The sequence below is a fragment of the Demequina aestuarii genome, assembly GCF_000975095.1.
GTDB classification, from domain to species: Bacteria; Actinomycetota; Actinomycetes; order Actinomycetales; family Demequinaceae; genus Demequina; species Demequina aestuarii.
Genome location: NZ_BBRD01000001.1, coordinates 1,347,598 through 1,372,609, shown reverse-complemented (window position 1 = coordinate 1,372,609; position 25,012 = coordinate 1,347,598). Strand labels below are relative to the sequence as shown.

The window sequence follows — 25,012 nt, the reverse complement described above, 5'->3', positions numbered from 1 at the left end:
GCTGCGGCACGCGATCGCGCACCGGCGCCCGTCAGTGGTGGAGCCGGTAGAAGCGGAAGAACGAGAAGTCCTCGATGGGCAGCACGGACATGTCGCTGAAGCCGGCCTCCTGCGCGTAGCTGCGGAGCGTGGAGGGACGCATCACCGTGCCGGTGCCCACCGACGGCTGCGACGACAGTCCGTCCGGAAGGCACACGAAGAGGCTGAACCCGTACATGAGCCGCTCGATGTCGTCGCCGACCGCCACCGGGGCATCGCCCACCCCTTCGTCCATGATGACCACGGCACCGTGCGGCACCACCGACCGGCGGATGGCGCGCAGGACGTCGACGGGCTGCGACATGTCGTGCACCGCCTCGAAGACGAACGCCGCGTCGAAGGACCCCGCGAGCGTGCTGGCATCGCCCTGGTGAAACGTGACCCGGGGTGCCACGCCTGCCTGTTCGGCGTTCGTGCGGGCCCGCGCGATCGAGGGTGCGTCGATGTCGACTCCCACGACGGTGGCCTGGGGGTACGCGTGCGCCAGAGCGATCGCTGACCATCCGGCGCCACATCCCACGTCGACGATGCGCGCGCCGGGCCTGTCCAGGATGTCGTGGAGGTCGGCGGCGCCTTCGAGCGCCCCCGCGAGCATGGACTCGAACCAGGGCCTGTTCATGTCCGCCTGCGACCAGCGGGCGTCGTCTCCCATCTGGTCCCAGCTGACGCCGCCGCCCGTGCGGTAGGCCTCGAGAAGCAGCGGCATCTGGGCGGCCGATGCGGCGAGCATGCGCGCGAGCGGCGAGATGAAGGCGAGCGAGCGCTCGTCCGTGAGCGCCTCCGCAGCGCCCGCGGGGAGAGAGAAGCGCATCGGCTCGTCATCTGTCGCGTCGACGAAGCCAGAGGTGGCCTGCTGTTCCAGCCATTCGCGGGCGTAGCGGGGGGAGGTGTCGGTGCGCTCGGCGAGCTCGTCCGCCGTCAATGGCCCGGCTTCCGCGAGGGCGCGGTACCAGCCCAGGCGATCTCCGATGTGGATGGCGAGGGTGTCGATGGCGCCGAGCGCCGAGGTGAAGACGTGCTCCGCCCATTCGTCGGCGGGCGCATGGGTGAGTGGGGACATCGTGATCCTCTTCTCGATCAGTGCGGTCCTCAGCCAGTCACTATTGAGCCTCGCAAACCGGGTCCGCGCAACCGCTGGCCTCCGTCGTCAGAGGGCGGTCCGTCGCGGTGGCGGGATCGCACTACGCCCGCGCTGGGCGCGCCGGGTCCCACCTGGTGCCGACCACCGCCAGGCATCCGGTACGATTATCAGGCTGTCACGGGCTGTGGCGCAGCTTGGTAGCGCACTTGACTGGGGGTCAAGGGGTCGCAGGTTCAAATCCTGTCAGCCCGACGATGAGGAGCCGTCTACCTGGGGAGACCCGGGTGGGCGGCTCCTGTCGTTCTCTCTGCCGCACGTGGGCTGTGACGACAGGGGAGACCCCGCGGTCCCCTCGCCTATGTCTGCTCAGCGACGCGTCGAGACTGTGACAGTGAACTTGGCGTTGCGTGCGACTTGGTGCGTGGGCCCCACTGCCTTCTCCAGGAGCGGTCGATACTTCAACGCCGAGTTCCAGACGCACCAGAGCTGTCCTCCGGGGCGCAGGACCCGGGCAGCATCGGCGAACAGGCGGGGCGCCAGCACGTCGGTCACGGCCGCGCCTGAGTGAAACGGCGGATTCAACGCGATGAACGATGCGCTGGCGGGGGGCCTTGCGCCGAGTCCGTCGTCGCGGACCACGTCGGCACGGTCCTCGATGCCGTTCGCGAGCATGGTCGCGTGTGCAGACTTGACCGCGATCGCCGACTGGTCGCACGCGTAGACGTGAGCATCAGGATGCCGCCTCGCGAGCCATGCCCCCACGATCCCCGTTCCGCACGCGAGGTCGATGAACGGATCGTCCAGCGTCCCGCCCTTCAGCTCTGGGGGGAGGCTCTCGAGGAGCAACCGAGTGCCGATGTCCAGGCGCGCTCCCGCGAAAGTGCCTCCGAAGGCCCGCACCTCGAGACCATCGATGCGCGCTGCCGACGGCTCTGGATCGCGGCCATCGTGCGGCTCACGCGCCACGAGCACACGGGACTTCTGCCGCGCGCGGGTCACGTCCAACCGCCCGAAGAACTCGCTCAGCACGTCATTCATCGAGAGGGCCATGTGCTTGAGCCGGCCGCCTGCGACGACGACCACCTCCGGATCTGCATGCGCGGCGATGAGCCCGGCGATGTCGCTCAGCGCGTCGAGGGATCGCGGCAGCCGGAGGAGGACGACGCGCGCGCCGCGCACGAGGTCCGGGTCCAGCGCGAAGGCGCGGTTGCTTCCCTCGAGGCCGGCGCGCTCGGCGTTGGCCGCGAGGGCGCGCTCGCCGTTCAGCGCATCGAGATGCGCCCTGATGCCGGTCGCACCCGCATGTGCCGCCCCGAGAGTCAGTGCCCCGTAGGCGTCGCCAATCACCACGATCGAGCCCGCATCCGCGTCGGCACGCAAGGAAGCCGACTCGTCCAGAATCAGGCGGTCCGCGGCATCGACGGCAACGAGGCCGGGCGCTTCGACATCAGGCCAACGCCGCAGCCCATCGAGCACCACGCTCACGGCATTCGACCCTCGCCAGGGGAGCACGCCCGCAGGATGCAGCGGCGTCCGTGGGAGTGGGCGTCCGAGGCCAGCGTCCCCGAGTTGATTCCGATCACGACGAAAGCCTAGACGCGTGTGCGGGGGAGGCTCGATCGTGCGGTGCCAGCGGCCGATGCTGCGAGGATGAGTTCATGACCGAGCCGAGACGAGAGAAGGGCCAGATCGTGCTGCCCGCGGCCGGCGCACGGGTGGTCGTTCGCTACTTGATCCCGACGGGGCAAGCAACCGATGCGCTAGGAGAGCTGCTCAGCGTCGACGACGAGACGGTGGTGGTCGACGGCGTGCGTGGCGTGGAGCGCATCGCGGTCGGGGACATCGTTGCCGCGAAGCCAGTGCCGCCCCGCCCGGCTTCGCCGCGAGACCCCGCTCAGTCCTGAGACCATGAAGGAGCGCGTCGCCGCCGGCCGCGGCGCCGCCGCGCACTCAATCCCTCGCTGGCGTCCGCATCGTCGATGCCCGCGTCCGGTCAGTTCGCACATCCCGGTACGTCCAGCGTGACACCGCTCCCGATCGTTGCCAGCGTGATCGTGTACGAGCTGACGTCCGGATCGGCGTCCGACTGCATTCGGAAGGTGCCGTCCGGCTGTGCCACTGCTCGGAGCTCGAAGTCCACTTCGGGAACGGTCTCGGCCACGTACTCGGCGTCGCCGGTCAACCCGCGTGCTCCGATGAGCATGAACGGCGTGCCTTCCTCGGGGCAGTTGATCCCCGCCGCGACGAGGACGCCGGTATCGGACGTGGCCTCAACGACGTTGTCGAAGGTCTCGCGAATGCTCGTGACGGTGTCGCGGACGTCGGCCGACTCCGGCTCGGCGTCATCGCCCGCGTCGGTGGACTCGGGGTCTCCGGCACCGGTACTCCCTTCTGACGTCTCGGCAGGCTGGCCACCAGCCTGAGTCGTGTCGTCATCAGCGGCGGGGGAGCACGCCGCGAGCGTCGCAGCTATGGCGATGACGGCGGCCGTGACCAGTGCTGTGCGGGCTCGTGGAAGCGGGCGGAACGCAGGGGAGATGAGTGCGGTTGTCATGAGTCGAGGGTGCCGACCGGCAACGGGCCTGTGCAATACGTCTTTCGCCGTACGCCCGCCTCTGGGGCACGCGCGACGTGGCTGCAGCTCGACTGTGCCCGGAGGATATGCTCATCGCCCGGAACTCGACACACGTCCGTGGGCAGGACAGCTAGAAGGCGTTCTGAAGCTCGCAGACGACGTCCGCCTCAAGCGTCGTACCGTCTTCGACGACTCCAGAGAAGCGCACTTCAACGATGTCGCGGCTGCCTTCCGCGGTTCGCGGACCGAGTTCCTTGATGGTGGTGATCTCACCTCTCGCGGGGGTGTCCACGCCCGATACTCCGGCGAGGTCGCCGAATCTGAAGCTCTCCTCATTGATCGCCGTGTAGTTCATGAACGCCTCGTCTTGGCCCTCTTGGGCCACGACATTGTCGATCCCCACGATCACCTGGATGTCGCCTTCGGTGAGATCCCCCACGTCCTTGCTTCCGGCCTCTCGGGAGATTTCGCAGTCTCCCGTGAAGTCGGGAAACTCCACGCCATTGACGCGGAGGGTGGCGTCTCCGACATCGTCGGAAGTGTAGCCGCCAGCATCGGGTACCTCGTCGGTGGCCTCGACGCCAGCGCTCTCGACGGGCTGCGGGTCAGGGCTGTCACCCGTGCTGTCCACGGGCAGTGCGTCAGCATGCGTCGGTTCGACGTCCGCAGCGGCGGAGCAGGCGGCGAGAGTCGCACCCATCGAGAGGACGACGAGGGCCACGAGTACCGTGCGTACGCGGCGAACAGCGAGGGACAGAGGGAGCGAGTGCGCAGGTGTCATGCGACCAAGGCTGACGAGTGGCAGCACGGTGGCGCAATGGGTCTTTCTGCGTAGGCGTCCCCCCATCGAGAGATTGTCCCTCGAGAGAGGTGAGTTCAGGTCGCTGCCACAGCCCTCACCATGGCGACCCGGTAGCGTGTCGCACCATGGGGCTGGCCGATTCTGATGCGCAAGCTGTCCTGCGAGTGGCCGGACGGCTCACCGCGCATCCGCCGCTGGGGTTCGCAGAGGTTCTCACGGCGGTGCGTGAGCTGATCGAGTGCGACAGCGCTTCCTTCAATGACATGGTGATGGCCACACAGGACTTCCGATACGTGATCGCGCCGGACAGCGAGACCGAGAAGGCAACCCGGCTCAAGCCTCAATATGACAAGTACTTTCACCAGCATCCGCTGATCGCCGCAAGCACGTCGACACCGGGGCTTGGCGCCATCCGGTTCTGTGATGTGGACGGCGGAGCAGATATCACCTCCACCGATCTCTACCGGCGCTTCTACGGCCCATTCGGTGTACGTTTTCAACTTGCGGTCCAGCTCCCGTCACCACCGGACGTCGTCGTGGGATACGCCCTCAATCGCAGTGAGCGCCTAGGCGAGTTCAGCGATCGCGACGTGGCCGTGATGAACGCCGTGAGCGGACATCTCGCCATGCACCACCGGTCAGCACTCGACGCTGAGCGCGCACACCTCGTGAACGCGGACATGGAACGCCACGCCTGGGCCGTCGTCTCGGTGCGTTCCGACGGTGTGGTCGAGGCGTCTTCATCGAAGGTGCTGGATGCGGGAGCAAGAGTTCCCGACAGTCTCGCGTCGCTCATCGTCGGCACAGAGCTCGTGCCTGGCGTTGAGTCTCGCCACGAGGTGATGATCGGGGGCCAACGATGGCATTGCATCGTGCATGCAGTGCGCTGGGGGCCTACGGTGCTCGTGCTGCGCAGGCAGCAAGATGTGGCGGCGGATGCCGCCGCGCTTCTGGCTGCGGGACTGACCCGCCGCCAAGCCGACGTGGTGATCGCTCTCGCACGCGCAGGAGGCTCGAACAACGAGCTCGCGCGTGAGCTCGGGATGTCAGAGTCGACCGTCAAGAAACACCTCGAAGTGATCTTCCGCGTACTTCAGGTCCCGAGCCGAGCCGCTGCGGTGCTGCGTCTGCGCGAGCTCACGGAGCCGGGTCCACCGGCACAGTAGTCGTCGCAGGCGAGCGAGGCCACGTGCTTCTCCTCGGCGACGTGAACGGAAGGCGCCCGCCTACGGCAGGAACGCTCCCCACCTATGCGCCGGTGAGGGCGGCCCTTGGTCTGATCCTCGTGCTCGGAGGCGCCGATCAGCGGGGCTGTTCCGCAGTTGCTGACTCGGCCTCGGCCTCGTCTTCTGCGATCGCGACGATTCGGTTCACCATCCCACTGAAGATCAGCCCGTGGAACGGCAGCATCGACAGCCAGTACAGGCGTCCCGTCAGCCCGCGGGGGAAGAACACGGCGCGCTGCCAGTACTTCGAGCCCTCGTCCGTGGGATCCACGCCGAGCTCGAGCCACGCGGCGCCGGGGACGCGCATCTCCGCGCGCAGGCGCAGCAACCGGCCGGGGTCCACGCGCTCGACGCGCCACACGTCGATCGCATCGCCCACTTTGATGTTCGAGAAGCTGCGGCGCCCGCGGCGCTGGCCGACGCCGCCAGACAGACGGTCGATCAGCCCTCGCGTGGCCCACAACACCGAGGCGGAGTACCAGCCGGTGGCACCTCCCACTTGGGAGATGACCCTCCAGACCGCCGCCGCGTCCGCTGCGGTCTCCTTGCTCCGGGAGTCCTCGAAGACGGTGCGGCCGGTCCAGTCGGGGTCACTGGGCATGGGGTCGCTGGGCGCGCCCGTCACGCGAGCGTCCACCCAGCTGGTCTCCACCTGGTCGAGTTCCATGCGGCCCAGCGCCCAGCGCACGGCCTCGCGGTATCCGGTGAGTCCCTCTGGGGGCGGCGGGATCAGGTCATTGATCGCATCGTCCTCGACGACGCACGAGTGCAGCAGTGACTCCACCAGCGGCCGTGCGATCTGGCGCGGCACTGGGGTGACCAGCCCGACCCAGTGCGACGCGAGGCGCGGGGTGAGCACGGGCAGAGCCGTGATGTGCCGCTCCGGAAGCCCCGCCTCGGCCGCGTAACCGTTCATCATCTCGGAGTACAGCATCACGTCCGGGCCACCGATGTCGTAGGTTCCGTTGGTGCGCTCCTCGACGCGCGCGGCTCCGAGGAGGTAGTAGAGCACGTCCCTGACGGCGATGGGTTGGATGGAGTTGCGCACCCAGCGGGGCGCGGGCATGTAGGGGAGGACCTCCGTGAGGTGGCGAATCATCTCGAAGGATGCGGAGCCCGCGCCGATGACCACCCCCGCCTCGAGCACCACCGTCGGGACCGCCGATGCGAGCAGGATGTCGCCCACCTCCTTGCGGGAGGCGAGGTGGGGCGAGAGCTCGACGCCGTCGGGGTGCAGGCCGCTCAGATAGATGAACCGCGCTACTCCGTGAGTGGCGCCGTGCAAGGCGACGTTGATCGCGATCGCGCGGTCGAGGCGCCCGTAGTCCTTGCCGCTGGACATCGAGTGCACCAAGAAGTACACGATGTCGACGTCGTCCATCGCGCGGTCCATGGCCTCGGGGTCGGCGGCGTCGCCCTCGACGACCTCGACGTCTTCCGCCCAGGGCATCGCGCCGATGCGGCCAGCAGACCTCGTCAGGGTGCGGACGCGGTATCCCCCTTGGAGGAGGCGCGGAACGAGCCGTCCGCCGATGTAGCCGGTCGCTCCGAGCACCAAGACACGCGGCGTCTGACCATCGGCCTTGGGGGCGGCCCGGACTTCCGGTTCCGAACCAAACGGAGTGCTGAGCGGCGGATGATCGAGCAGCGGGTCCGACTCGTGGGACATCCTCGATCTCCAGTCTCGCGCGTCGTGGGATGCGCGTGTAGTGAAAGGAACCGTGGGTGCTCTCCACCCATTCCCGATCGCGAATGGCCGCTGCGCCGCCGAAGGAGGTGTCCAGCCCACGCCCATCGGAGCAGGACGTGCCCGAGTTCGGGCGCGACCGGACTGCCGCCCATCGTCGAGCGGAGGAGACCGCGGACGCGCTGCGGTCAGAGCCCGACGACAGCGACGGCGCACCGCCCTTGACGAGCGAATGACAGAACCAGACCGGAGGCTTACAGTGCGAGAGTCGGACATATCGGACTTCGGGGGAGTGTGTCATGCCAGACGGCAAGCCGAACATATTGGTGATCTGGGGGGACGACATCGGTATCTCGAACCTCAGCGCGTACTCAGACGGACTGATGGGCTATCGGACTCCGAACATCGACCGCATCGCGGCCGAGGGAATGCGATTCACCGACTCGTACGGAGAACAGAGCTGCACCGCAGGACGATCGTCGTTCATCACCGGGCAGAGCGTCTTTCGCACGGGACTGAGCAAAGTAGGGATGCCCGGTGTCGACGTGGGACTCCAGGAGGAGGATCCCACGATCGCCACGCTTCTCAAGCCCTTGGGCTACGCGACGGGCCAGTTCGGCAAGAATCACCTCGGTGATCTCAACAAGTACCTTCCCACCAACCACGGGTTCGACGAGTTCTACGGCAATCTCTATCACCTCAATGCCGAGGAGGAGCCCGAGTCACCGAACTGGCCGACGCCTGAGGACTTTCCGGAGTTCAACCAGCGGGCGCGGCCGCGCGGCGTGATTCACTCCTGGGCAAGCGATGCGTATGACGACTCCGACGATGGTCGCTACGGCCCCGTCGGCAAGCAGCGCATCGAGGACACGGGGCCGCTCACCAAGAAGCGGATGGAGACCATCGACGAGGAGTTCGCCGCAGCGGCCAAGGACTTCATTGCGCGTCAGGCCGCCGAGTCCACGCCCTTCTTCGTCTGGATGAACACGACGCACATGCACTTTCGCACGCACACCAAGCCCGAGAGCGTCGGTCAGGCGGGGCGCTGGCAATCCGAGTACCACGACACGATGATCGACCACGACGTGCTCGTCGGCGCACTGCTCGACCAACTCGACGAACTCGGGATCGCGGACGACACGATTGTGATCTACTCGACCGACAACGGTCCGCACATGAACACGTGGCCGGATGCTGGCATGACGCCGTTCCGCAGCGAGAAGAATACTAACTGGGAGGGGGCGTTCCGCGTCCCCGAGATGATTCGCTGGCCCGGCCATATTCCTGCGGGAGTGGTCTCCAACGAAATCATCCAGCATCACGATTGGCTGCCTACCTTGCTGGCTGCGGCGGGGGACACGACGACCGTCGAAGAGTTGAAGTCGGGCAAGAGGATCGGCGCACGCACCTACAAGGTTCATATCGACGGCTATGACCTGCTGCCGTACCTCACGGGGAGCGCCGACAGGAGTCCGCGAAAGGGTCTCGTGTACTTCTCCGATGACGGCGACGTTCTCGCTCTACGGTTCGACAATTGGAAAGTCGTGTTCATGGAGCAGCGCACTCAAGGCACCTTGCAGGTGTGGTTTGACCCGTTCGTCGTCCTGCGCGTGCCCAAGCTCTACAACCTGCGCACGGACCCGTACGAGCGAGCCGACCTCACCTCGAATACCTACTTCGATTGGTTCTTCGAGAACGACTTCTTGGTCTTGGCCGCAAGTTCGATGGTGGCGCAATTCCTCGAGACGTTCAGGGAGTTTCCACCACGGCAGAAGGCGGCGACGTTCAGCATTGACCAGGTCGTCGAGAAGTTGCAGGGGTTCCTCGCGGGGGGCGACTGACGCCATGCGTTCGGCCGCGACGTCACCAGCGCAGGACTTCGTGCACCTCGATGGCGGCGAGTACGTGATGGGTTCAGATCATCACTATCCCGAAGAGGCGCCGGCGCACCGCGTGCGGGTAGGTGCCTTCGACATTGCCCGCACGACGGTGACCAACGAGGATTTCGCGCGGTTCGCGATTGCCACCAAGTACAAGACGGTGGCCGAGCGCCCACTCGATCCGGACGCCTATCCCGGCGCGCCTCCAGAGAATCTGGTGGCGGGCTCCATGGTGTTCACCGGAGCCCCCGGTCCTGTCGACCTTCGTCATCTGAGCCAATGGTGGGCGTGGACTCCCGGCGCCAATTGGCGTCGACCGTTCGGCCCCGGCTCGTCGATCGTGGACATGCCTCGCCATCCCGTCGTGCACGTGGCGTACGAGGACGCCCTCGCCTACGCCGAATGGGAGGGGGCACGCCTCCCCACCGAGGCCGAGTGGGAGTTTGCCGCGAGGGGCGGCCTGGACGCAGCGACGTTCACGTGGGGCGACGAGCCAGAAGGGCGAACCGACCGCAAGGCGAACTATTGGCACGGCGACTTTCCGTGGCGAGCTGAGCGTGGATACGGCTCGACGGCACCGGTCGGGACGTACCCCCACAACGGGTACGGACTCTACGACACGGCCGGCAATGTCTGGGAATGGACATCGGACTGGTACGGCGGGCATGACGACGGCGCGGGTTGCTGCATTCCGGACGACCCTCGAGGCGCGAGCGAAGAGGGAAGTATCGATCCCGGTCAGCCATTCGCCGTGCCACGCAGAGTCGTCAAAGGCGGATCGTGGCTGTGTGCGGACAGCTATTGCCTTCGCTACCGTCCGGCCGCTCGTCGGCCACAACAGGTCGACACGGGGATGAGTCACGTGGGGTTTCGGCTCGCTCGCGGCTAGACATCGAGTAGGAGACCTCACGTGAGTGCAGCGCTGGCGTCCTGGCGTGACGGACCTGTGCGTTCCGCGATCATGGACTTCGTCGCTGCGGTCGCTACAGGGCCCGCAGCCATACCCGAGGAAGAGCGCGTCGCCGTGTTCGACAACGATGGCACGCTCTGGACAGAGAAGCCGATGCCGACCCAGTTGCACTTCATCGTGGAGCAGTGGGCAGCGGCGGCTCACGCAGATCCCGCGCTCGCGGAGCAGCAACCGTATAGAGCCGCTGTCACGGGCGACTACGCGTGGTTGGGCGCTGCGGTCGATCAGCACTACGAGGGCGACGACTCCGACCTGCGGGCGCTCATCGCCGCGCTCGTGCGGACGACAGCGGGCCTGAGCGTCCAGGACTATCAGGCGGCCGTTGCCGCCTTCTATCGGGAGGCCACCCACCTCACCCTCGGGCGTGGGTACTCCGCCACCACCTATATCCCGATGGTCGAATTGCTCCGCTACCTGGAAGCTCACGGCTTCGCTTGCTACATCGTCTCCGGGGGCGACCGGGACTTCATGCGGCCCATGACGATGGACTACTACGGCATCCCTCCGGAACGCGTGATCGGCTCCGCCGTGGGACTCCGATACGACGCGAACAGCAATGATGTCCGCTACGGCCCGGACTTCGACTTCTTCGATGACGGACCGGAGAAGCCCCTGCGCATCTGGACGCGCATTGGCCGTCGGCCCGTCCTCGCGGTGGGAAACGCAAACGGCGACATTCCGATGCTGTCGTTCGTGAAGAAGCACCCGCGATCGCTCAGCCTCGTCGTCCATCACGACGATGACACCGGCCGAGGCGACGAGCCCTACGACAGAGGCGCGGAGACAATCCTCGCGGAAGCGTCGCGCCGAGGGTTCACTGTGATCAGCGTCAAGAACGACTGGCGGCGCGTCTTTGCCCCGACGTGACCGAGATCACGGTGGACGCACGCACGGGTGCTCGCAGAGGTCGTAGGTAGGGGACATGGGTGGGGCAGAGCAGAGGGGTCGGCCGTGAGCCCGCTGCCCACAGTGCGATCCTGGGCGGCCACGGGCGGTCCGGGCGGTGCCGGGTGAGGTGGGAATTCAGCGGGGATGCCTCTCTGACAGTGATCGACATCACCCGGAACGGACCGTCGGCACCCGAATCCAGTGGCAGGGCGCGAACCGACCGACTCCCTGACGACATGAGGGAACCCACAGGACTCCGACACCTCCGTGGAGTAGCGGCATGAGACCGGCTACTGCGCGGGGTGGCAGGTGCACGTGCCGTGGGACCGACTGTGAGCCAGCGGGTAGAGGGCGCTCTTCGCGGGATGCCGGGGAGGACCTTGGCCGTGTGTGGAGTGCGCATCGTGTGCCGCGCGATGCGCCTGCGGGGACATCGCCGGTGGCGGGAGGCACGTCGTCGCCGTGGAACGGGTCCCGAGGCCCCATACCCGCCGGAACTGAGCCGCAGAACAGCGAAGCACTTAGGCTGTCGTTGTTGCCGACCAAAGGACTCGCGATGTCTCCCCAGCACGATCACCCGTCTCAGGAGCGGATTCCCAGCCCAGATGAGTCGCCCATCCCCGAGCTCGAGACCGACCAGTCCATCGCACCGCGTCCCGAAGAGGAGATGGCCGACGCCCTGCGGGCGAAGACCGACGACGAGGACAGCCAGCAATCTGAGTGACGGCACCCAGGCCGGCCTTCCTTCGCCCCCGTCCTCCGCCCTGCCGACGGTGAGGAGCTGGGAGAGGCCTGCGACGGTGGCGCGAGTGCCGAACACCGCTCCCGACGTCCGCAACCGCGGTTCTACGGTGAAGGCTGGAACCGACGTCCGACACGCCGTGGCTGCGCTTGTCCGCGACACAGCCCCACCCCGAATGGCGGCGCGTACCGTGTCGCGGTGAGGTTCGGTTCCGACGAGGTCCTCAAGGTGGGTCTCGACAGCCTGTGTCCAGTGGTCGATGATGACCGTACTGATCGAACGGTGACGAGGTGGGCTCGGATCCGTCGCTTGTGCGCTGGGCGCGGCACCGTCGACCCTCACGGTGAGGCGACGGACGAGGACTCGCGGCTCGACCACGACACGATCGACCGCAAGGGAGGATCGCATGGGCCCTCGATTGGGTGGTGAGCGAAACACGGTCGAGCACGTGCGCTCGGCGGTGTTCTTCGAGGGCCCGAACGCTGCCCAGAAGCTCAGTCGGTTCTGGATCCTCCTCGTGCTCTCAGGTGTCATCGCGGCCGCCGGAGTCGTCGCCGACTCGACCGCAACGGTGATCGGCGCGATGATCGTGGCGCCGATGATGATCCCGATTCAGGGCATCGTGGTCGCCACCGTGCTCGGTGACAGAGTGGCCCTCGGCAGGTCCGTCACCCTCGTCGTGACCGGCGCGCTCGCCGCGGTGGCGATCGCCTACCTGATAGGCCTGCTCTCGGTCAACGAGATCGTGGCCGCGACCAACACCCAGGTGTCTGCCCGAGTCAATCCGAAACTCATCGACATGCTGGCCGCGCTCGGCACCGGCGTCGTGGGCTCGATCGCACTGGTGCGTCAGGACATCTCCGACACGCTTCCCGGCGTGGCGATAGCGATCTCCCTCGTCCCACCGCTCAGCGTGATCGGCGTGAGCCTCGAGTCCGGGGCATACGCGGAGGCCGGTGGCGCCGCATTGCTCTTTCTCGCGAACGTCGCAGCAATCCTTCTGACAGGGATCGTGGTGATGGGCGTCTATGGCGTCCATGGCCCCGACGCGGATGCGGTGAGCGCGAGGAGGCCCCGCCGTGCGCTGCTCTCGATCATTGCCATGGTCATCGCCATCGGCATCCCGTTGAGTGTGGCGACGGTCGCCAGCACTACCGCTGCGCTGCGCATCGACAAGGTTCAGCAGGTCGCCGATGACTGGCTGTCGGGAACCGAGTGGGAGCTGCTCGGCGTCGACGCCGAGGTTGACTCGCTGAGGGTTCGTGTGACCGGACAGTATCCGGCGCCCTCGAGTGAGGAACTCGCACACGACCTGACGCAGGCCGGGATCGATGTCGGAGGCGTCGAGGTCGAGTTCGTGCCCTCGACGATCGTTGACCTGGGTGCGCTCGAGTAGCAGGCCACGGTGTCACCGCACGCGGAACTCGCGGTGCACCGTCGTCAGGCTGAGACCGGCGACGACTCTCGTACGAGTGTTCTCATTGCGGAATGTCCAGCTGTCGACCCCCGGAACGTGATCGGCAGCCACTGCGCGTCTCCCGCTACCACCGCGACGGTTCGTAGTCCTTCAGGAACACCCCCAGCAGGTCCTCGCCCCGTTCGCCTCGGACGACCGGGTCATAGACGCGCGCGGCGCCGTCGACCAGGTCGAGCGGCGCGTGGAAGCCCTCCTCGGCGAGCCGGACCTTGGTGGGATGGGGACGTTCGTCCGTGATCCACCCCGTGTCCACACTGGTCATGAGGATCCGGTCCGACTCGAACATCTCCCGGGCGCTGGTGCGCGTGAGCATGTTGAGCGCAGCCTTCGCCATGTTGGTGTGGGGGTGTCCTGGACCCTTGTAGCCGCGCTCGAACACGCCCTCCATGGCCGAGACGTTGACCACGTAGCTGCGGCGGGCGGGCTCACGCCGTGCCGCCGCGGCCAACTGCGGCCGCAGCTGGTTGATGAGGATGAACGGGGCGGTCGAGTTGCACAGCTGCACCTCGATCAGTTCCCGAGGGTCGACGTCGCCCACGCCGTGGACCCACGAGTTCGAATCGTGAAGGTCGGGAACCAGTCCTCCCGCGTCGATCGCACTGCCGTCCGCGAGCCTGGCCAGCGACGATGAGCCGGGTGCCAGCGCGGCATCGGTGAGGCGTTGGGCAGATGCGGCCGGCCCGTCGGCGAGCTCGATCGAGGCGAGCAGCGGATGCGCAGCGACGGCGGACTCGATGCCGGGTGGGTGCTCATCCTTGGTCCGGCCGAACGTCAGCAGCCTCGGGCCGTGCCCCTCCTGCCAGAGTCCATCGGCCAGCGGCACCGCCTCGGCATCCACGAGTGGTGCGTACGCACCGGGGGAGCGGCGCACCGTCTGCGCAGCGTTGTTGATGAGGATGTCGAGAGGCCCAGCCGCCGCGATCGACTCCGCCAGCGCCACCACCTGCGACGGGTCGCGGAGGTCGATGCCCACCACGGTGAGCCGGTGCAGCCACTCGTCTGCGTCCTCCATGGCGGCGAAGCGGCGGACCGCGTCCCGAGGAAACCGGGTGGTGATCGTGAGGTCGGCGCCGTCGCGCAGCAGCCGCAGCGCGATGTGCATGCCGATCTTGGCCCGACCGCCGGTCAGCAGCGCCCGCCGACCCCGCAGGTCGGTGCGGGCGTGCCGTTTCGCGTGACTCGTCTCCGCACACGTCGGGCACAGCTGGTGATAGAACGCGTCCACCGTCGAGTACTTCTGCTTGCAGATGTAGCACGGGCGGGGCTTGGCGAAGGTCCCTGCCACCGGTGCCTCGGCGCGCGCGGAGAGCGTGAGGCCCCGGGTCTCGTCGTCGATCCTGTCGGGGGCCCCCGTCGCCGTCGCGGCGACCACGGCTGAATCGGCGGAGTAGATCGCCGCGCGCCGCTCTCGCCGGCGGGCTTGCTTCACCGACTTGATCATGCCGGCAGCGGCGTTGCGCACCGTGGTGAAGTCCGGATCTGCCTCATCGAGCTGGTCGAGCATCCCGAGCACCCGCAGCGTCGTCGCGAGATCGCTGGGATCGAGCCGTGACGGTGCGGAGGCACGAGAAGCGGGTGGAGGCACGTGCGGAATTCTACCGACCGGCGCCGTCACCAGACTGCCCCGCGAGTGGCCGCCCGGATTCGGCAGCAGTCGTCACTCGCGCATAGCGTGGACCAATGTCCTCCGACCACACCTTCACGGCCCGCCTCAACGCGAGAGCCATCTCCGTGGCGTATCGCACCGAGACCGGCGTCCGGGATTGGTTCGCTCGCCGAGCGCGGCGACATGGGTGGAATCCTGCGGTGCTCCCGTACTCGGGCTACTCGAGCCTCGGTACGGCCCGCGTGCTCGCGCGAGTCGTGCTTGCGCCTCCGTCCTTTGATCTGAATGCTCGTCAGGGAATGCGGGGATGGAGGCATCTGCTCTCGCTGGAATGCCCACACACCGAAGTCGAGATCACCCTGGGCGACACCACGGTCGTGGCGACGAGCGACGAATCGGGACTCGTGGACCAGCTGATCGCCATGGACGCCCCGCTCGCGCCAGGCACCACGCATGCGCACCTCGTGCTTCCCGACCGCGACCCGGTGCCCGCGAGCGTCCACTCCATCAGTTCGGGTCCGGTGCGAGGCGTGATCTGCGACATCGACGACACCGCATGGGTGACGGGCCTGGCCCACCCCTTCCGCGCCGCATGGCGCACCCTCCGCGGCACCAGCGGCTCGCGACAGTCCGTCCCCGGCATGCCCGCACTGGTGCGGACGGCGCTGGGCGTTGAGCCTGATCCCGCTCTGATGTATCTGAGCAACGGCCCGTGGAACTTCGTGGGCGCGGTGACGCACTTTCTCGAGTTGCAGAAGTTTCCGGCCGGCGCCCTGCTGATGACCGACTGGGGCGTGACGCCCACGACGTGGTTCCGGGACGGAAGGCTCCACAAGGAGTCGTCGATCACGCGACTGATGACGGACCTGCCTCACGTCACGTGGGTGCTCATAGGAGACGACGGTGAGAATGATCCCGAGATCTACATGGCAGCAGCGAAGGAGCACCCCGGTCGCGTGGCGGCGATCGTGCTCCGGCGTGCGGGCCTCAAGCGCGTGGGCGAGGACCAGGAGTCCGTCCACGGTGTGCCCGTCATCCGGGGCGACGACGGCGACGAGCTCCTGCCACGGCTCCTGACGGTGCTGCCGGACGGTGGCGCGACCAGCGACTGAGCCCGCTGGCGTTCGGGATGCGGCTGCTAGGCGTGCAGCGACGCGAGGAACTCATCGGTCCGCGCCGTGTGCTCCCGGTCGTAGGTGCTGACGTTCGCGAGGATCTCTGAGGCACCCGTGCGCGCCAGCACCTCGACGAGCGCCGCCTCCACCTGGTCAGGACTGCCCGCCACGCCTGCGGATGCCCATGAGCGCACGGTCGACACCTTCTTCCGGCTGGGTTCCACCTCAATCAGGCGTCTCACTTCCTCGACGGGTCGCAAGGGGCCGAACTCCCCGACGTCTCGTGAGTCGGCATAGGCCCAGGCTTCGGGCAGCAAGAGGTCTCGCGCGTGGCCTGGGTCGTCGGACACCGAGACGTCGAGGTTGACCATCAGGTAGGGAGTGGACAGCTGCTCGCTCGGGCGGAAGGAACGAAAGTACGCCTGAATCGCGTCCGTATCGTGCACGATCGGGCCCCCGACCACTGCCGGCAGTCCCATCTGTGCTGCCGTGGCAAGTCCGCCCTTGACCGCGAGCAGGTACATGGGTGGGGGATCGACACGCGGCCGCGCCGTGATCTCGCCACGCCCCGCGAGGAAGTCGCGCACCTGCTCGAGCTCAGCGCCGTACTCGCCCTCGGTGATCCCCATGCGCCCCAGGGCGCGCCGGATCGGGGGTGTGAAGCCGAGGGAACCCCCGAGCCCAAGGTCGATCCGGCCCGGGTGCAGGGCCTCGAGGAGCAGTGCCTGCTCGGCGATCACCAGTGGACGATGCTGGGGAACCATGACACCGCCCGTGCCCACGCGGATGCGCCGGGTGCCGGCAGCGATCATGGAGGCGAGCACGGTAGGCGCCGCGCTGGCGATGCCGGGAACCGCGTGGTGCTCGGCGGTCCAGAAGCGATGAAGACCAAGTGCGTCTGCCCGGACGGCGCGCTCCACCGTCGTCGCTACGGCGTCGGCATCGCTCTCGCCGACGCGCGTACGCGATCTGTCAAGAAGAGAGATTCGCATGGGGAAGGGGCACCTCCTCCCGGCACCGCGGCCGTCGGGGACGGATGGGTCGACCGAGGACTGTCACTCGTCGGTGCGGAAGTTCGACAGCTTGTGCGTGCCATCGCAGAACGGCTTGATCGCCGAGAGTCCGCACCGGCACAGTGCGACGGTGGGGCGGTGGCGTGCGATCGGGTCGCCGTCGGCAGTCAGCAACTCCACGTCACCCCGCAGAAGCAGGGGGCCATCCGGATAGGTCGTGATGGAAGGGCGCTCATCTCTCACAGGAGCGCTCCGGTCCTCAGCGACGATTCGCCTCGTGACCACGCATCCAGGATGTGCTCGTCGACCCAGGCGTCGACCGCCATGCACGCGGCGGCGCCGAACATGATGTCGCTCAACGCCTCCGGGCTATCCTCGGCAAGTGCGCCGGCGAGATCGCGGCCGGCGATCTGCTCGTGAACCGCGTCCGCTTCGACATGGACGTCGAAGTAGTCCGTGACGTCCGTGCCGAAGCCGAGCCTGCGCAGCCCGTCCGCGTACATGCGGCTCGGAATCGAGGACGTCATCTCGAACGCCGCGAGATGACCGACGATCGCGCCGATCAGGCGTCGGTTGATCCCGAACATCGACATCATGTTGTGAGAGGTCAGCGTGAGCGCCGGGACGGCGTCCACGTACGCGCCATACGCGTCGTCGAGGCCCATCCCGCGCATGGCCGTGGCGAACATCGCGGAGTGCATGTGCTCGACCCTGCCGCCTCCGTACTCGTCGGCCTGGATCTCCACGAGTGCTGCTTTGGCGCGCCCGTGGAGGCGGGGGATGGCCCACGAGTGAGGGTCGGCTTCGCGCAACGTGTAGACCGAGCGCTGCACGAGCAACTCCTTCGCCTGTATCGCGGTCGCCCTCGTGGCGACGTGGCGAGAAAGGCTCGGACCGGGTGAAGGCTTGGTCAGTGAGAACAGCGCCCGTGCCACTGCACCCTTCTCAGCGGTGGGGAGCGCAGGCGCGGGAACCGCGGCCCGGAGAGCTTCCTCGAGGCTGTGCTCCAGCACCTGTCGCGTGGCGATCAGGTGGGGATCCCATTCCAGGTCGGGTGCGAGAGGGTCGATCGAGCCGTAGGACGAGGCATAGAGCGTGAACAAGGCGAGCGCGAGATCCTCGTCACGACAGGCGTCAGGCGTGCGCGCGACGGCGCGTTGAGCCAATTCCGTGTGATCCACGTGCTCCGTCGACCCGCTCAGGTGACGCATCACGGCGTCGCTGACGGGACCTCGCTCGGTGAAGGGAAGGCGGACCGCGCTGGGGGCGGCAACGGTGACTGCCATGGTGGTCTCCGATTCTGAGGAACTGGCGCGGACCGCGCTCGTTCAGGATGGGACTGAAACGCCCCGTGTCGTCGTGATATTTCGTGGGGGTCGCGCTGGCCTCGCCCGGGTCAGGCCGCGGGAGCCACCGGGAAGACGCCACGATGGCGGATGGTTGCACCTCACATGCCCCCAGCCGTGACCGTGCCGCCCGTGTACCGCGCTCCGATGCGTTCGCGCCGGGCCGACGTCCCCGAGGGCGCCGGAGTCGAACGGGCCCTGATCGCCCGCGTGTGCGGGTTCGGCGGCGTGCTGAAGCCGGCGCCGGGGTCCCTCGATGACGCGATCGTCAAGGCGCGAGACCAGCACGACGACCGTCTGGCGCGACGCATCCGCCGGTTCGCCGACGCTCCCGCCGGCGCACACGTGTGGACGCGCGACATCGACGGCTGGTACTGGTGGGGTCGCCTGGGCGGCCCATGGGCCTACGACGAGAGCGCGGCCGCAGTCGGGGCCGACCTCGTCCACGTACGTCCGTGCGAGTGGCTCACGTCTCCGGTGGCGGAGCACGTCGTGCCGGAGGGCGTGCTCGCCACCTTCGCGCGCGGGGGCAAGAACTGGCAGGAGAGTCATTCCGTCGCAGACGCGGAGGCCAGCGATCGGCGCTGGCGGGAGGCCGCGCCGCGCTAGTCGTGCGGGGTGGTCTGTCGGTCACGACGTCCGCATGCCAACGAGATCGAGCGCTCGTCAGACGCTGGCGACGCGTCAGGGTCTCCGGTTCCGGCCGGCTAGCTCGCCGGCATCACCAGCACCCACGGGGTCCCGCCCTCGACGGGCACGCCGGGCTCAACGCCCTGGGTCCACCACTTCGCCTCGTAAGGCACGAGGCCGAGCTGCACGCGTGAACCTGCCGTGTAGACCTCCTCCTCGTCCCACTGCGGGTAGCTGCCCTCTGGCAGTGTCGGCAGCGGAGCGGGGGTGTCTCCGGGCAGCACGGGGCCGAGGAGTGACCAGGGAGAATCGGCGGCGTTCGCGACTGCCGAGTCGGGTGCGACTCCGCTCGTCCAGAACTTCGCCTCGTACACCTGCTGGCGCCACACGATCTTGGTGCCGGCGGGATACGTGCCCAGTGGGTCCCAGATGGGGTAGGGGCTGCTTGCCGGATCGTCCACGACCCGGCGCGTCGTCGGCGCCGCGGGCGCAGAGGCGACGGGCGCCGGGGACGCATCCGACGACACGTGCACGGTGCTCGACGGAAGGTCGACGGCCAAGGCTTCCGCGAACAGTTGACCGTTCTGGTCGACTCCGCTGCACGACGTCTGGACGACGGTCAGGACGGACGGCAGTGGCGCGGTGCAGGTCGCGTCGCGGTTCAGCGACCACATCGACACCAGGCCCACGCCGGTGTCCCGCGCGAACTGATTGATCACCGCCGCATCAGCGAGAGTGAAGCGCTCGTTGGGGATGTCGTTCTGGCCGATCATCGGGGTGATGCCGACCTTGCCCCACGCCTGCGTCTCGCTCAACGAGATCCCCACCTGCTGGTGGAGGTCGGACACCTGTTGCTGGAGCGCCGTCGCCGACTCGATGACGGCATCGGACTGCGGCTTGCTCGCGGTGGTCGGCACTCCGAGGTTCATCGTCATGCCGTTCACGCCCGCGAGCTCCACGCCCGCAGCGAGCATCTGGGAGACGACCTGCTCGCCCGCTGCGGTCATGCCGTGGGGATCCACCGGCAGCGTGAGCCAGACGGCCAGACCGTCGTCCGTCATGCGCTCGTCCTGCAGTGCGGCGATCGCCACGGCGCGCCGGGCGATGCTCGCCGTGTCGTCGAGAGCGCCGCCTTCGATGTCGAGGTCGATCGTGGTCAGGCTGTAGCGCTCCACGACCGACCGGTAGGCCTCCAGGAGACTGTCGGGGTCGGTGCATCCGAGCGCGAGTTCACTGTTGGCTTGTCCGCCGAACGAGACGCGCACGTCGCCACCGACCTCCCGCAGCTGGCGCACCCGACGCTCGAGCTCGAGGTCTGCTGCGGCCGAGTCGAGAGAGTAGTAGGCGCCCCAGCTCGGTGCGCAGGCGTCTTGGGGGTCGGAGACGACGAACGCGAGAGTGACGTCGGATTGGGCCGGGCCGTCGGGAGTCTCGAAGGCGTAGCTCGGGGTCGCCGTCACGTCGACGTACCCACTGAACGTGGACGGTCCCGGCTTGGCAGGGCCCAGGGCCACGGCGGAGATGGCGTGGAACCCGAACCATCCGGTGAGGCCGACGGTGAGCAGCAGGATGCCGAGCCTCAGCAACGATACACGGGTGCGGCGTGGATTCTTGGCAGACGAAAGGCTGGTCATAGCGGATTCCTGATTCACGAGGTGCGTTGACGCGAGCGGGTGTCGCCGTGACGCCGAGGGGCAGTGGACGTCATCGCGACCGGCGGCGGCGCGTCGGAGGACGGGTCGTAGTCAGGCCCGAAGTAGAGGATCGACTCCCACTGGCTCTCGACCGTGCGGGGAGCCTCGGCGGCCTTCTTCGGACGGCGCGGCACCTGAATCCAGTGCACTGCGCCCAGCACCAAGTCCGCGATCGAGTTGCGGAAGCCGATGAAGGCGCCGATCGCGTAGGTGGTGAGCACTCCGTTGAACGCCGCGAAGGCCGCGTGGCTCCAGTTCTCCGTCCGGATGTCGTTGGCCACGGTGTAGAACGAGAAGATCGCGATGGCGTACGCGGCCAGGATGTAGAGAGCAGGGGCGGCGGTGCGGTTGGCGACCTTGGGCGTCCTCGCGAACGCGATCTTGGACTTCGCGGCGGCCTGCTGCAAGGACTTGAACGTCCCAGCGAGGTTGACGGGAAGCAGGATCAGGTTGAACGCGTACACCCGGAAGATGTCGGAGCGCTTGTATCCGAGCCTGCGGAAGTCGTACGACATCGCGAGGAAGTACGGGAGCGCTGCCGCCACGATGATGGGGCTGAGGAGTCGGTCATCGAACGGGAACGTGAGGAGGACCACGAGGCCGATGCTCGCCCAGGAGATCGACGCCATGTAGTTGGTGCGCAGGATGATCGACGCGCGGCGCACGCGGTTGCCCTCCTTGCGGCGGCTCTTGATCAGACGCCGGAACTTGGGCGCGATGAGCAGTCCGCCGTTGGCCCACCTGGCTCGCTGAACTGCGAGCGACCCGAAGTCGGGCGGCGTCGCGCTGTAGCTCAGTCGCTCGGGGTAGTTATACAGGCTCCACCCGTGCGCCACGAGGTCGATGCTCGACTCGGTGTCCTCGATCACGGTGCGGTCCTGAACGTAGCGACGCACCTCCTGGCCGCCGACGAACGAGACCTCGACGATGTCGTTCAGGGCCGCCTTGCGGATCACGGCGTTCGCCCCCACCCAGAAGGTGGCGTCGAAGTGCGTCAGCCCCTGGTGCAGGATGTGCTGGATGTCCGTGGTCGCGGCAGCGATTCGCTCGAGCCGGGTGGGTGCGCCGCGGAACGCGGAGTAGGGCGTCTGAATCACGCCGATGCGCTCGTTTCCTGGCATCTCCAGGTGGTGGACCAGGCGCAGGCAGTACTCGCGCAACAGCACGCTGTCGGCATCGAGGGTGAGCAGGTAGTCGCTGTCGGGGATGAGGATGCCATCCTCCGCGTCGGTGTAGCGGAGCATCGATCCCAGGCGCGTCTCCACACGCTTGACCTTGCGGCCCATCAGCCCCATGTACGCGTTGAGGTTCATCGCCTTGTTCGCGTCGTGCGGCAGGTTCTCGTAGGCCTTGCGCTCGAACGAGGAGAGCTTGACGTCGAAGGTCCAGACGAGTCGGCGGCACAGCTGGCTGAGCCGTTCGGCGGGGATCGCTGCGCCCTGGTCGAGTGCCGTGAACAGCGCCTGTGACGTGCGCTCGAAGTCGCCGGCCAGTCCGCCCAGCACCTCGTCGGCGAGGAAGTCGTCGGCGTTGGACGCTCGCACGTAGGCCTTCTGCTGCTCACGGAGCCACGTCGCCGCCCAGCGGTAGTCGATCGCCAGCGTGCGCACGCCCTGGGGGGTTCCGGCGCCGCTCTCCCCAGCGGCCTCCTCGTGGGCCAGGAGGGAGTGGCTGAACCGCTCGTAGGGTCCATCCAGGAGGACCTGCAGTTCACCCGGAAGGGCCCGGCACGCGTCCAGGCTTGCCGCAGCGGCCGGATCCGTCGGGTTCGGCGGGTCATCGAGGAGCAGGACCACACGCAGCTGCGGGTACTCCTGGAGTGCCGCGGAGAGGAGCGTCGCGCGCACCACCCCGGGGTCCTCGGCGTAGGAGGGCACGAGAGCGGTCAGTGACGGACGCTTGGTCGACATGAAGGCGTCGATCTCTGCCCGGGGCGTCCGGACGTGGCCGCGGGAGCGGTACAGCGCGCCCTGTCGAGCCAGGAGATAGGAGAACGTCGAGAAGATGAGGAAGCCCATCACGATCACGTACGCAAGTGACTGGCCCAGGTACCTGCTGTCCGTGATGCCGTTGTCGATCACCTGCGAGACGATGGTCAACGCGAAGTATGCGACGAACGCGACGACCGTGGCGACGATCGCGAAGCCCCCCATCCACGTCGCGGCCGTGCTCGCCGGCTTCTCCATCGCGGGCAGCGGAGGACGAGGGCGCTCGGCGCCCCACTGCCGTCGCCTGCGGCGCGGCGGAGCCACGGGCTGCGACGAGTCGCGGTGCTCCTCGGGATCCATGGACAGCACGTCCAGTGGATTGGCGTGGTCGTCGGTGTGGTCCATCGTGTCGACGGTGCTCGCGCGCTTCACGTCGAGACGGTCGAAGCCCGTCGGGTCCGGCCATCGTTCGTCACTCTGCATTATTGGTATGCCCCATCAGCGTCATCGCGGCTCTCCGCTCGAGAGCCTCACCGAGTGTAGGCGGTTTCGAGTGATGCAGATCACACCGACGGACCAATGTGTCCGTTTCGCTCAGTCCAAGAAGACGTCGGGATAGAGCCTCTCGTCCGGAGTACCTGGCACGGCGGCATAACGGGAGAAATCGGTCACTCCGACGGACTCCAGCACATCCTCGACGATGAGGCTCTGACCGGTGACCTCGTGGGCAGGAGCCGTGATCACCTCATACGCGGCATCGGCGTAGATCTCCGGGGTGCGGCTCACTCGCATCAGCCTCTCGCCTCCCAGGACGTTCCGGACCGCGGCCGTGGCGATCGTGGTGCGAGGCCACAGGGTGGTGGCGGCGATTCCCTGCTGTTCGAGCTCGGCGGCGAGGCCGAGCGTCGCCATCGTCATGCCGAACTTGGAGAGCGTGTACCCGGTATGGGCGCCCAGCCACCGAGGACTGGGATTGAGCGGAGGGGACAGGGACAGGATGTGCGGGTTCGTCGACCGCACCAGGTGCGGCAGCGCCGCGCGCGAGAGCATCAGCGTGCCGCGCACGTTCACATCCTGCATGAGGTCGTACTTCTTTGCGGAGAGCTCTGCCGTCGTGGAGAGGTCGATCACGCTCGCGTTGTTCAGCACCACGTCGATGCCGCCGAAGGTGCTGACAGTCTGCTCCACGGCGCGCGCGATGTCCTCGTCTCGGCGGACGTCGCCCACCACGGCGAGCGCCTGGCCGCCTGCCGCGCGGATCGCGTCGGCCGCGGAATGGACCGTTCCCTCGAGCGTGGGGTGCGGTGAGTCCGTCTTGGCCAGCATGGCGATGCTGGCCCCATCGGCGGCTGCTCTGAGGGCGATGGCGAGGCCGATGCCGCGGCTCCCACCGGACATCAGGATCGTGGTGCCCGCCAGGGTGCGATCAGTCATCGCGCTCCTCCTCGTGCCGCGCTGGCGGCGGCGAACGCGGCGATGCGCTGTCGCGCCTCATCGCCGTCGAATGCCGCGCCGATGGTCGTGGCCTCGTCCGCGAGGCTGTCGCCCACGGGCCGATGCGCGGACGCTCGCACCAGTCGCTTGGCCTGTCCCAGGGCGCCGGCTGCCCCCGCACTCCAGGTGAGTGCGACCTCCCGGGCGCGCGCCTCGGGATCGCCGGCGACTTCTGCGGCCGCCCCCCACTCCAGCGCCGTCTGCGCATCGAGCTCGCGTGACGTGAGGAGCAGGGTCAGCGCCCGGCGCTCGCCCACGGCCCGGCTCAGCAGGGTGCTCACCCCGAGGTCTGGCGTGAGCCCGATGTCCGCGTACTTGCCGGCCATCCTCAGGTCCTCCCCGGCGACCACGTAGTCGGCGGCGAGCATCAGCCCGATGCCGCCGCCTGCGACCGCGCCGCGGGCGGCGAGGACGACGGGGACGGCGGACTCGAGCAGGGCCATGATCCCGTCGTGGATCACGTGTGCGCCCGACGTCACCTGAGAGCCCGAGACCTTCGCACCCGCCATCGCCAGCACGTCGCCGCCGGCGCAGAACGCGGGGCCTTGCGCGGTAATGAGGATGGCGCGGACGTCAGGGGAGGAGGTCGCCGCCACGCACGCGTCGCGGTACTGCCGGCCCATCTCGAAGTCGAAGGCATTCAGGCGATCGGGCCGTGCGAAGGTGAGGTGCGCGATGCCATCGCTGATGTCGAGGGTGATCAGGGCTGCCACGGTCGCTCCTAGGAACTCGTCGTCGAGTCGTCTCGTTCATCGTGCCACAGGCACGGGGCGGTCATGTGGTTGTCAACTGACGTCTCGCGTGCGAGGATAGCGACAT

At 67.7% G+C, this 25,012-nt stretch carries 22 protein-coding genes and 1 tRNA gene; 10 read left to right on the top strand and 13 right to left on the bottom strand.

From position 1 onward, the window contains the following. Nucleotides 1-31 precede the first annotated feature (31 nt). Nucleotides 32-1,099: a methyltransferase domain-containing protein gene (locus AOP72_RS06460; protein WP_062133978.1), complete on the bottom strand. Its 1,068-nt coding sequence runs from the start codon at nt 1,097-1,099 to the stop codon at nt 32-34. Nucleotides 1,100-1,298: 199 nt separating this feature from the next. On the opposite strand from AOP72_RS06460, the gene AOP72_RS06455 reads away from it, so the two are divergent. Then, nucleotides 1,299-1,372: transfer RNA gene (locus AOP72_RS06455), tRNA-Pro, on the top strand. A gap of 114 nt (nt 1,373-1,486) precedes the next feature. Here AOP72_RS06455 and AOP72_RS06450 read toward each other — a convergent pair. After that, the gene (locus AOP72_RS06450) at nt 1,487-2,605 is read right to left on the bottom strand and encodes a class I SAM-dependent methyltransferase (RefSeq protein ID WP_062133975.1); all 1,119 of its coding nucleotides are present in this window, start codon (nt 2,603-2,605) and stop codon (nt 1,487-1,489) included. Between the two features lie 173 nt (nt 2,606-2,778). Here AOP72_RS06450 and AOP72_RS06445 point away from each other — a divergent pair, with 173 nt between their 5' ends. Beyond that, nucleotides 2,779-3,024: a putative acetyltransferase gene (locus AOP72_RS06445; protein ID WP_062133973.1), complete on the top strand. Its 246-nt coding sequence runs from the start codon at nt 2,779-2,781 to the stop codon at nt 3,022-3,024. An 89-nt stretch (nt 3,025-3,113) separates the two neighbouring features. On the opposite strand, the gene AOP72_RS06440 is transcribed toward AOP72_RS06445, so the two are convergent. Both AOP72_RS06440 and AOP72_RS06435 read right to left on the bottom strand, forming a co-directional pair. Beyond that, complete coding sequence (locus AOP72_RS06440) at nt 3,114-3,674, bottom strand: hypothetical protein (RefSeq protein ID WP_062133971.1); 561 nt, start codon at nt 3,672-3,674, stop codon at nt 3,114-3,116. Nucleotides 3,675-3,825: 151 nt separating this feature from the next. After that, nucleotides 3,826-4,476, bottom strand: coding sequence for a hypothetical protein (locus AOP72_RS06435; RefSeq protein WP_152650270.1), 651 nt, complete (start codon nt 4,474-4,476; stop codon nt 3,826-3,828). 146 nt (nt 4,477-4,622) lie between these two features. Here AOP72_RS06435 and AOP72_RS06430 point away from each other — a divergent pair, with 146 nt between their 5' ends. Next, nucleotides 4,623-5,663, top strand: a complete 1,041-nt coding sequence (locus AOP72_RS06430; RefSeq protein WP_062133965.1) for a helix-turn-helix transcriptional regulator — start codon at nt 4,623-4,625, stop codon at nt 5,661-5,663. Nucleotides 5,664-5,799: 136 nt separating this feature from the next. Here AOP72_RS06430 and AOP72_RS06425 read toward each other — a convergent pair whose 3' ends face one another. Next, complete coding sequence (locus AOP72_RS06425; RefSeq protein ID WP_062133962.1) at nt 5,800-7,392, bottom strand: SDR family oxidoreductase; 1,593 nt, start codon at nt 7,390-7,392, stop codon at nt 5,800-5,802. A gap of 317 nt (nt 7,393-7,709) precedes the next feature. Here AOP72_RS06425 and AOP72_RS06420 point away from each other — a divergent pair, with 317 nt between their 5' ends. The 5 genes from AOP72_RS06420 (at nt 7,710) to AOP72_RS06400 (ending at nt 13,286) form a co-directional block, all read left to right on the top strand. Continuing rightward, complete coding sequence (locus tag AOP72_RS06420; RefSeq protein ID WP_062133959.1) at nt 7,710-9,251, top strand: arylsulfatase; 1,542 nt, start codon at nt 7,710-7,712, stop codon at nt 9,249-9,251. A 4-nt stretch (nt 9,252-9,255) separates the two neighbouring features. Next, nucleotides 9,256-10,179 carry a formylglycine-generating enzyme family protein gene (locus tag AOP72_RS06415; RefSeq protein WP_084631419.1) on the top strand — a complete coding sequence of 308 codons (924 nt, stop codon included), beginning with the start codon at nt 9,256-9,258 and terminating at the stop codon, nt 10,177-10,179. A gap of 21 nt (nt 10,180-10,200) precedes the next feature. Further along, the gene (locus AOP72_RS06410) at nt 10,201-11,127 is read left to right on the top strand and encodes an HAD family hydrolase (RefSeq protein ID WP_238581624.1); all 927 of its coding nucleotides are present in this window, start codon (nt 10,201-10,203) and stop codon (nt 11,125-11,127) included. Nucleotides 11,128-11,704: 577 nt separating this feature from the next. Then, the gene (locus tag AOP72_RS13555; protein WP_193746372.1) at nt 11,705-11,872 is read left to right on the top strand and encodes a hypothetical protein; all 168 of its coding nucleotides are present in this window, start codon (nt 11,705-11,707) and stop codon (nt 11,870-11,872) included. A 424-nt stretch (nt 11,873-12,296) separates the two neighbouring features. Next, nucleotides 12,297-13,286 carry a DUF389 domain-containing protein gene (locus tag AOP72_RS06400; protein WP_062133953.1) on the top strand — a complete coding sequence of 330 codons (990 nt, stop codon included), beginning with the start codon at nt 12,297-12,299 and terminating at the stop codon, nt 13,284-13,286. A 145-nt stretch (nt 13,287-13,431) separates the two neighbouring features. Here the strand turns inward: AOP72_RS06400 and AOP72_RS06395 are convergent, their stop codons facing one another. Beyond that, complete coding sequence (locus AOP72_RS06395) at nt 13,432-14,961, bottom strand: SDR family NAD(P)-dependent oxidoreductase (protein WP_439645551.1); 1,530 nt, start codon at nt 14,959-14,961, stop codon at nt 13,432-13,434. An 86-nt stretch (nt 14,962-15,047) separates the two neighbouring features. Between AOP72_RS06395 and AOP72_RS06390 the strand changes: the two genes are divergently transcribed. After that, on the top strand, nt 15,048-16,085 hold the full coding sequence (locus tag AOP72_RS06390) for a phosphatase domain-containing protein (protein WP_062133946.1): 1,038 nt from the start codon (nt 15,048-15,050) through the stop codon (nt 16,083-16,085). Nucleotides 16,086-16,111: 26 nt separating this feature from the next. On the opposite strand, the gene AOP72_RS06385 is transcribed toward AOP72_RS06390, so the two are convergent. The 3 genes from AOP72_RS06385 to AOP72_RS06375 form a co-directional block, all read right to left on the bottom strand. Further along, complete coding sequence (locus tag AOP72_RS06385) at nt 16,112-17,080, bottom strand: MsnO8 family LLM class oxidoreductase (RefSeq protein ID WP_062133944.1); 969 nt, start codon at nt 17,078-17,080, stop codon at nt 16,112-16,114. 63 nt (nt 17,081-17,143) lie between these two features. Then, nucleotides 17,144-17,344 carry a CDGSH iron-sulfur domain-containing protein gene (locus AOP72_RS06380; protein ID WP_062133941.1) on the bottom strand — a complete coding sequence of 67 codons (201 nt, stop codon included), beginning with the start codon at nt 17,342-17,344 and terminating at the stop codon, nt 17,144-17,146. After that, entirely contained in the window at nt 17,341-18,387 is a 1,047-nt protein-coding gene (locus AOP72_RS06375; protein WP_062133938.1) for an iron-containing redox enzyme family protein, read from the bottom strand. Before AOP72_RS06375 ends, AOP72_RS06380 begins: the two co-directional genes overlap by 4 nt. Before the next feature lie 165 nt (nt 18,388-18,552). On the opposite strand from AOP72_RS06375, the gene AOP72_RS06370 reads away from it, so the two are divergent. Further along, complete coding sequence (locus AOP72_RS06370; RefSeq protein WP_062136921.1) at nt 18,553-19,056, top strand: hypothetical protein; 504 nt, start codon at nt 18,553-18,555, stop codon at nt 19,054-19,056. Between the two features lie 98 nt (nt 19,057-19,154). Here the strand turns inward: AOP72_RS06370 and AOP72_RS06365 are convergent, their stop codons facing one another. The 4 genes from AOP72_RS06365 to AOP72_RS06350 all read right to left on the bottom strand — a co-directional run bounded on the left by AOP72_RS06365 (nt 19,155) and on the right by AOP72_RS06350 (nt 24,906). Continuing rightward, nucleotides 19,155-20,711: a chitinase gene (locus AOP72_RS06365; protein ID WP_062133935.1), complete on the bottom strand. Its 1,557-nt coding sequence runs from the start codon at nt 20,709-20,711 to the stop codon at nt 19,155-19,157. Between the two features lie 14 nt (nt 20,712-20,725). Beyond that, nucleotides 20,726-23,131 carry a glycosyltransferase family 2 protein gene (locus AOP72_RS06360; RefSeq protein WP_193746371.1) on the bottom strand — a complete coding sequence of 802 codons (2,406 nt, stop codon included), beginning with the start codon at nt 23,129-23,131 and terminating at the stop codon, nt 20,726-20,728. A 162-nt stretch (nt 23,132-23,293) separates the two neighbouring features. Further along, entirely contained in the window at nt 23,294-24,133 is an 840-nt protein-coding gene (locus AOP72_RS06355; protein ID WP_062133931.1) for an SDR family oxidoreductase, read from the bottom strand. Then, entirely contained in the window at nt 24,130-24,906 is a 777-nt protein-coding gene (locus tag AOP72_RS06350) for an enoyl-CoA hydratase/isomerase family protein (RefSeq protein ID WP_062133929.1), read from the bottom strand. The genes AOP72_RS06355 and AOP72_RS06350 overlap by 4 nt, the downstream gene beginning before the upstream one ends. Nucleotides 24,907-25,012 lie beyond the last annotated feature (106 nt).

Bases quoted from the DNA above. Each gene is read 5' to 3' on its own strand.
- AOP72_RS06435 (WP_152650270.1), bottom strand. From the start codon at position 4,476: ATGACACCTGCGCACTCGCTCCCTCTGTCCCTCGCTGTTCGCCGCGTA.
- AOP72_RS06355 (WP_062133931.1), bottom strand. From the start codon at position 24,133: ATGACTGATCGCACCCTGGCGGGCACCACGATCCTGATGTCCGGTGGG.
- AOP72_RS06375 (WP_062133938.1), bottom strand. From the start codon at position 18,387: ATGGCAGTCACCGTTGCCGCCCCCAGCGCGGTCCGCCTTCCCTTCACC.
- AOP72_RS06445 (WP_062133973.1), top strand. From the start codon at position 2,779: ATGACCGAGCCGAGACGAGAGAAGGGCCAGATCGTGCTGCCCGCGGCC.
- AOP72_RS13555 (WP_193746372.1), top strand. From the start codon at position 11,705: ATGTCTCCCCAGCACGATCACCCGTCTCAGGAGCGGATTCCCAGCCCA.
- AOP72_RS06385 (WP_062133944.1), bottom strand. From the start codon at position 17,080: ATGCGAATCTCTCTTCTTGACAGATCGCGTACGCGCGTCGGCGAGAGC.
- AOP72_RS06400 (WP_062133953.1), top strand. From the start codon at position 12,297: ATGGGCCCTCGATTGGGTGGTGAGCGAAACACGGTCGAGCACGTGCGC.
- AOP72_RS06425 (WP_062133962.1), bottom strand. From the start codon at position 7,392: ATGTCCCACGAGTCGGACCCGCTGCTCGATCATCCGCCGCTCAGCACT.
- AOP72_RS06420 (WP_062133959.1), top strand. From the start codon at position 7,710: ATGCCAGACGGCAAGCCGAACATATTGGTGATCTGGGGGGACGACATC.
- AOP72_RS06370 (WP_062136921.1), top strand. From the start codon at position 18,553: ATGCCCCCAGCCGTGACCGTGCCGCCCGTGTACCGCGCTCCGATGCGT.
- AOP72_RS06365 (WP_062133935.1), bottom strand. From the start codon at position 20,711: ATGACCAGCCTTTCGTCTGCCAAGAATCCACGCCGCACCCGTGTATCG.
- AOP72_RS06415 (WP_084631419.1), top strand. From the start codon at position 9,256: ATGCGTTCGGCCGCGACGTCACCAGCGCAGGACTTCGTGCACCTCGAT.
- AOP72_RS06460 (WP_062133978.1), bottom strand. From the start codon at position 1,099: ATGTCCCCACTCACCCATGCGCCCGCCGACGAATGGGCGGAGCACGTC.
- AOP72_RS06440 (WP_062133971.1), bottom strand. From the start codon at position 3,674: ATGACAACCGCACTCATCTCCCCTGCGTTCCGCCCGCTTCCACGAGCC.
- AOP72_RS06430 (WP_062133965.1), top strand. From the start codon at position 4,623: ATGGGGCTGGCCGATTCTGATGCGCAAGCTGTCCTGCGAGTGGCCGGA.
- AOP72_RS06390 (WP_062133946.1), top strand. From the start codon at position 15,048: ATGTCCTCCGACCACACCTTCACGGCCCGCCTCAACGCGAGAGCCATC.